Source organism: Polymorphobacter sp., assembly GCF_051860865.1.
Taxonomy (GTDB): domain Bacteria; phylum Pseudomonadota; class Alphaproteobacteria; order Sphingomonadales; family Sphingomonadaceae; genus Sandarakinorhabdus.
Genome location: NZ_JBIMKZ010000114.1, coordinates 1 through 5,766, shown reverse-complemented (window position 1 = coordinate 5,766; position 5,766 = coordinate 1). Strand labels below are relative to the sequence as shown.

General features: G+C 63.3%; 7 protein-coding genes and 1 pseudogene. All 8 read right to left on the bottom strand.

The genetic code is table 11. The features are described from left to right. A pseudogene (locus tag ACTIFJ_RS14690) lies at positions 1–184 on the bottom strand (amidohydrolase family protein); the annotation flags it as partial. Positions 185–214: 30 nt separating this feature from the next. Further along, entirely contained in the window at positions 215–1,447 is a 1,233-nt protein-coding gene (locus ACTIFJ_RS14685; protein ID WP_439534856.1) for a dipeptidase, read from the bottom strand. 106 nt (positions 1,448–1,553) lie between these two features. Beyond that, complete coding sequence (gene pufC, locus ACTIFJ_RS14680; protein ID WP_439534855.1) at positions 1,554–2,720, bottom strand: photosynthetic reaction center cytochrome PufC; 1,167 nt, start codon at positions 2,718–2,720, stop codon at positions 1,554–1,556. After that, on the bottom strand, positions 2,717–3,691 hold the full coding sequence (gene pufM, locus ACTIFJ_RS14675; RefSeq protein ID WP_439534857.1) for a photosynthetic reaction center subunit M: 975 nt from the start codon (positions 3,689–3,691) through the stop codon (positions 2,717–2,719). Before pufM ends, pufC begins: the two co-directional genes overlap by 4 nt. Before the next feature lie 12 nt (positions 3,692–3,703). Continuing rightward, positions 3,704–4,528, bottom strand: coding sequence for a photosynthetic reaction center subunit L (gene pufL, locus ACTIFJ_RS14670; protein ID WP_439534854.1), 825 nt, complete (start codon positions 4,526–4,528; stop codon positions 3,704–3,706). A gap of 154 nt (positions 4,529–4,682) precedes the next feature. Then, positions 4,683–4,868, bottom strand: coding sequence for a light-harvesting antenna LH1, alpha subunit (gene pufA / locus ACTIFJ_RS14665; RefSeq protein ID WP_439534853.1), 186 nt, complete (start codon positions 4,866–4,868; stop codon positions 4,683–4,685). 11 nt (positions 4,869–4,879) lie between these two features. Beyond that, positions 4,880–5,107: a light-harvesting antenna LH1, beta subunit gene (gene pufB, locus ACTIFJ_RS14660; protein WP_439534852.1), complete on the bottom strand. Its 228-nt coding sequence runs from the start codon at positions 5,105–5,107 to the stop codon at positions 4,880–4,882. 127 nt (positions 5,108–5,234) lie between these two features. Beyond that, positions 5,235–5,766, bottom strand: a 532-nt coding sequence (locus ACTIFJ_RS14655) for a nitrogenase component 1 (RefSeq protein WP_439534851.1), incomplete at its 5' end; no start/stop codon positions are given.

Genomic DNA, 5,766 nt, shown 5'->3' with positions numbered 1-5,766 from the left:
CCCCGCCCGGCCCGATCCGCGCGATGGTATTGCCTCGCACCAGAACCTCGGTGGGCGGGGTCAGCGCCGACGAAGTGCCGTCAAAAACCCGGACATTGCGGAACAGCGTCGCCGTTTCGGCCGGCTGCGCGAGCGCCGGAGGGGCGGCCAGGGCCGCCGCCAGCATGACCAGTATTCGCTTCATCGGTCCCCCTTCGTTGATGCTGCCGCTCTCTTATGGGCGGATCGCCGATGGCACGTCATTCTTCAGCCCGGTCGCAACGGTTTCGGCCTGCGCCATTGCACGCAGGATATTGCCGCCGGACAGCTTCATCAACTGGTCGTCCTTCCAGCCGCGCCGGAGCAGCTCGGCGAACAGCGCGGGATAGGTTTCCACCCCTTCGAGCCCGATCGGCAGGGCGTCGATTCCGTCATAGTCGGCGCCGATGCCGACATGGTCGATCCCGGCAATCTTGACGATATGGTCGATATGGTCGGCGACGACCGACAGCGGCACCACTGGCGCTGGATTGGCCTTGTCCCATGCCGCCATGGCCTCGGCAGCGCGGGCGGGCTGGCCGAGATAGAGGAGATTGAGGCGCGTAAATTCTCCTGACCGTGCGGCGGCATGGGCGATGCGGGCGTTGTCGATGAATTGCGGGACATAGTTGACCATCACCACGCCGCCGTTGGCGGCGACCTGACGGAGCACATCGTCGGGCACATTGCGGGGGTGGTCGGCGATGCCGCGCGCCGAACTATGCGAGAAGATGACCGGTGCCTTGGTCACCGCCAGCACGGCGCGCATCGTTTCGGGCGAGACGTGGCTGAGGTCGACGAGCATGCCGATCCGGTTCATCTCGCCGATCACCGCCTTGCCGAAGTCCGTGAGTGGCTGGGCGCGGGGCGCTTCGTTGGCGCTGTCGGCCCAGTCATTGTGCTTGGTATGGGTGAGGGTCATGTAGCCGACACCAAGGTCATGATACATGCGCAGCACGGCGAGGCTGTTGTCGATCTGGCTGCCGCCTTCGACGCCGAGCAGCGAGGCGATGCGACCGGCTTTCTGGATGCGGCGGACATCGGCTGCGGTGCGGGCCAGCTCGAAATATTGCGGATAGCGCGCTGCCATGCCGTGGACGATGTCGATCTGCTCGAGCGTTGCCTTGACCGCCGCCGGGCCGGTGACGCTGGCCGGCACATAGACCGACCAGAACTGGCCGCCAACATGGCCGGCGCGCAAGCGCGGGATGTCGGTATGCAACGGCCGCTTGAAGGTGCGGCTATCGGCGGTCAGGTCGGTTTTCCACCAGTCTTCGCCAAAGCCCATGCGCAATGCCATCGGCCAGTCATTATGGCCATCGATGACCGGCTGCTGCTTGAGGATCGCCTCGGCGCGGACGCGCAGCGGGTCTTCCGCGGCGACAGCGGGAACGGCAGCGAGCAGGGCAACAATCAACAGGGCTTTCATGGGCGGGGCGTTCCTTGATCGATGATGTGATGTTGCACGGACTGGCGGCAAAGAAAAACCCGGAGCGCCATAAGACGCCCCGGGTCATGTCCGCGTCGGGTACGGATCAGGCGGCCGGCTTGGCCTGGGCTTGGTTGGCAGCAATCGGCCCCGGCTGTGCCCCGCTATCGGCAGGGCCTTCTTCCGGCGAGATGCCGGGGATCGGCTGGCTCGCGGCCGGCGCTGGCGGGGCCGTGCTGTGCACGCCCTTCAGCGACGGATAGTCCTTGAGCATCTTCACACCACCGAGAGGGCGGTTGATCCCGTTATGGCAGGTGGCGCAGTTGACCTTGAGCGGATCACCGGCCGGACCGCGACGGTTCGCCGGCCAGACATCGCCCAAGGCGCTGATGTAGTTGTTGTTGATGTCACGCACCATGCGAATACCGGTGAAGGCATTGACACGCTGCGCCCGGCTATCATCCCACTTCCCGAAGTTCTGGGAATTGTGACAAAAGACGCAGTTGACGCCGAGGCCCTGGCTCATGTGCATCATCAAGCCATAGGTGGTCTCGGTGGCGACGATCGAAGCCTCATGCTGGTTCGGATAAGCCGACTTGCCGAGCACCCGGATATTGCCGTCGCCGGACAGATAGGCCGAGAAGGCATCATAGGGCAGCGAGGCATAGGCGGTCTGGACGAGCGGTGTATTTTGCCCGCGCTTGTTGCCCTTGATTTGGGTTGGGGTCGGCGGCGTATCCGACCAGCTATTGGCCGGCAGCGGCTTGCCGCGGTGGCAGGTCCAGCAGGTAACGCCGGCGTTCTCGTTGCTCTGGCCGTAATTGTTGTTGAAGTGCGGCGTCCAGTTGGCGTTGATCGCCCGTGTCATCTGCAACATCCGGCGCGCCACGACCTTGGTATAGATCTCGTCCGAAGCCATGTTCGCCGGATTGTGGCAGTAGTTGCAACCGCCATTCTCGACCGTGCCGTCGGCCGGCGCCACCCATTCGGTGAGCGCAGCCATGGTGTAGTTGAACTCGTCGACCGAAATGTCGCCAAGTACCTGGACATTCTCATAGGCAGCGCTGGCGCGCTCGCCTTCGCGCATGTCCGGAGTCAACTCGTAGGGCGGCGGTGGCACGTCGGCGGCGGTTCGCATCGTCGCCTTGTGCTTGATCTGCTCGATGGCGAGACCACGCGGGCCATTCTGCTCGACGACCTTGGTGCCAATTTCACAGCCGCCCAGCACAAGTGCCGGGACGACCGCGAGGAGTGTGAGATATTTTCTCATCATTGCGCTGCTCCCGGGATCGTGGCGGGATCGACCGTGCCGGTGGCGGGATACTGTTCGGCAAAATGGTGTTCGACAGCCCAGAGATACCAGTTGTCGACCACAGTGCCAGTCAGCAGAATGCCGATGCCGCCGGTGAGCGTCGTCAGCACCGCGAACCACCAGGCCCAGCGATGGATAGACTCCATGGTGGCATTGAAGCCCATCGTCCAGCGCCAGAACAGCGCAGCGCGTTCTGACGCAGTGCCGCGATCGGTGATCTGCTCGATCTCGCGCTCGCCGCCGTAGCGGCCGACGGCCAGAATGGTCGCACCGTGCATGGCGAACAGCAAGGTGGAGCCATAAAGGAAGGCGATCGAAAGCGCGTGGAACGGATTGTAGAACAGGTTGCCGTAGCGGATCGAGAAGGCAGCCGTCCAATCGAGGTGCGGGAAGATGCCGAACGGCACGGCTTCCGACCAGGAGCCCATCGCCAGCGGCCGGATGAACCCGAGAACCAGATAGAGCCAGATCGCCGAAGCAAAGGCCCAGGCCACATGGGTGCCCATGCCGAGCTCACGTGCACGGCGATAGGTCCGGGCCCACCACAGCAGGATGGAGGCCGTGAGGAAGAAGCCGGCGATCACCCACCAGCCGCCTTCGTTCAAAGGCGGAATGATTTCGAAGCCATAACGGGCGGGCGGCGGCTCCAGCGCCAGCCAGAAGAACTGGCGGACGAACTGGATCGGATCATAATTGACCGACGCCAGCATGTTCATGCCGATGATGACGATGCTGATGGCACCACAGATCAGCGAGGCCAGGCCGAGTCGACCAAGATAGATCGGGCCGATCTGGGCACCGCCGAACTTGCCCATCAAATAAGTGAAACCGAGTGGACCGAAACGCGGGTCGTTGTTGGCGCTCAGCGGAACGCCGGGCTCAAGGTCGCCGCGAAGCTGAACCTGGGTGAAGATGTTCTGGTAAGCCATGATTCAAGCCTCCCCTCAGGACCAGATCGGCAGGTTTAGCCACCAGGTCCACCATTCCGGCCATCCGCGCGACCAGAATGGTCCGCTGATGATGATGCACACAGCGCTCCAGAACCCGGCATTCAATGCCAGGAGCAGGCCGACGCGGTGGATGCCGAGCGTGCCGACCGAATAGCCGACCAGATCGCGGAAGAAGGTGTCCTCATATTCCGGTGACTTTACGTCCTCGCCCTTGGCCGGATTGACCGCAGACAGGACCAGCGCGCCGTGCAGGCCGAGCGCCAGGGTGGTGGTGAAGAAGAAGCTCACCGCCAGCATATGCGCCGGATTATAGTGGAAATGCAGATACTGGTAGCCTGTGTTCGACACCCAATCGAGGTGAGGGAAGATTCCGTAGGGGAAGCCCCAGCCCCAGGCGCCCATCAGCACCGGGCGGATGACGACCAGCGAGACATAGGCGAAGATCGCAACCGCAAAGGCAAAGGGCACATGATAGCCCATGCCCAGCTTGCGGCAGATCTCGACCTCGCGCAGCGCCCAGCTGGAAAAGGCGCCGATCGCGCAGATGGTGACGATCTGCCAGAGACCGCCCTCCTTCAGAGGCGCGAGCGCCAGGCCGTAATCGATGCTTGGCGGTGCGATATTGATCAGCCAGGGGTTCCACGTCGGGCCGATGGCGGCGCCGTACAGGATCAGCGCCACGCCGAGCGCCGTGAAGAAGATCGTCGTCACCCCGAAGAAGCCCACATAGAAGGGGCCGATCCAGAAGTCGAAGAGGTCGCCGCCAATCAGCGTGCCTCCGCGGACGCGATATTTGCGTTCAAAACTTAACAGCGCCATGGGGCACCTCCCTCCGGACGACCACCCCTCATGGATGGCAGCGCGGGCCTTCTAACTGATGGTGCGGACGGACGAGGAGGCTAGCCCTGGAATGGACTTGCCGACCCCGTCCGTCGCGCCTTGTCGCTTACGCCAATCGTGACTGGTCGAAACGTCAGGCCGAGGCGTTGACGTCCAGCGTCACTGCGGCCGTGGTGTCGGCCGGAGCAGCGCCATCGAGCCAGTTGTAACGCTCGGTCGAGAGCAGGATGAAGTGGATCAGGATGGCCAGCGTGAAAAGGAACACGGCCAGCGCAGTCAGGACCCGCTGCGGATTGAAAGTCTGCCAGACTCTCCACATTTTCGTTCTCCTTAGATGCGGGGCGAGGCGGCGGCAGCCGACTCAGCCATCTGGGCATTTTCGACGGAAGCGGTAATCGGCCGAGCTTCGCCGAGCCAAGGCCGCCAGGCCCAGACCAGGAAGTGGGCGATGATCGCCACGAAGGTAAAAAACGCCATGGAAGCGACGAAGCCCTTGTGGAACTCCTTTGCCTCGGCGTCGGTCAGGTAGGTACCTGGACCAATATTGCTATCACTCATGCAGTCTTCCTCCAGTCTGTCCGCCGCACGGGGCCACAATGGCCTCGCCCGACCGGCGGCTTTGCGGCGTTGGAACCCACCACAAAGTTGTTGATGGCCGAAACGGCCAAAAGGGTCTCGGCGCGGCTCATGCGGCCTGCGCCTGGTAAAGGGTGGCGGCGGCGTGGAGTCGCGCCAGCGTCACCGACTTTTCACCGGCGTCCCGGGCCGCGCGCTCGGCGGCATCGCGCAAACGCTTGGCGGCGGAAATACGGACGAGAACCGGCTCCTTGTCGACAAGCACATCGAGTTCCGAGCGGGCATCATCGTCCCACATCACGCTTTCGAGCAGCTTTGACGGCGTCGCCTCGGCGCGGTCCATTTGCGTCGACAGTGGCAGGATGAAGAACAATGCGTCGAACAGCGCATTGCAGACTTCCTGAATCAGATAGGTGGCACCCGAATAGCCCATGAACGGCGAGCCGGTGTGGCGCCGGATGGCGGCGCCCGGGAAGCTGGCGGGGATGAACACAGCGCGCGAATTCTGCTCGGCCATGTACATCCGCTCGTTGTACGACCCGAACACCATCAGCGGCGGCTTGGTGGCAATTGCTTCGCGGACGGCGGCATTGTCCGGCTTGATGCCGGCCGAGCGCATGAAGCTGAAGGTGCAGGGCAGC

Coding starts and splice junctions, on each gene's coding strand:
- ACTIFJ_RS14685 (WP_439534856.1), bottom strand. CDS start 1,447: ATGAAAGCCCTGTTGATTGTTGCCCTGCTCGCTGCCGTTCCCGCTGTC.
- pufC (WP_439534855.1), bottom strand. CDS start 2,720: ATGATGAGAAAATATCTCACACTCCTCGCGGTCGTCCCGGCACTTGTG.
- pufL (WP_439534854.1), bottom strand. CDS start 4,528: ATGGCGCTGTTAAGTTTTGAACGCAAATATCGCGTCCGCGGAGGCACG.
- pufA (WP_439534853.1), bottom strand. CDS start 4,868: ATGTGGAGAGTCTGGCAGACTTTCAATCCGCAGCGGGTCCTGACTGCG.
- pufB (WP_439534852.1), bottom strand. CDS start 5,107: ATGAGTGATAGCAATATTGGTCCAGGTACCTACCTGACCGACGCCGAG.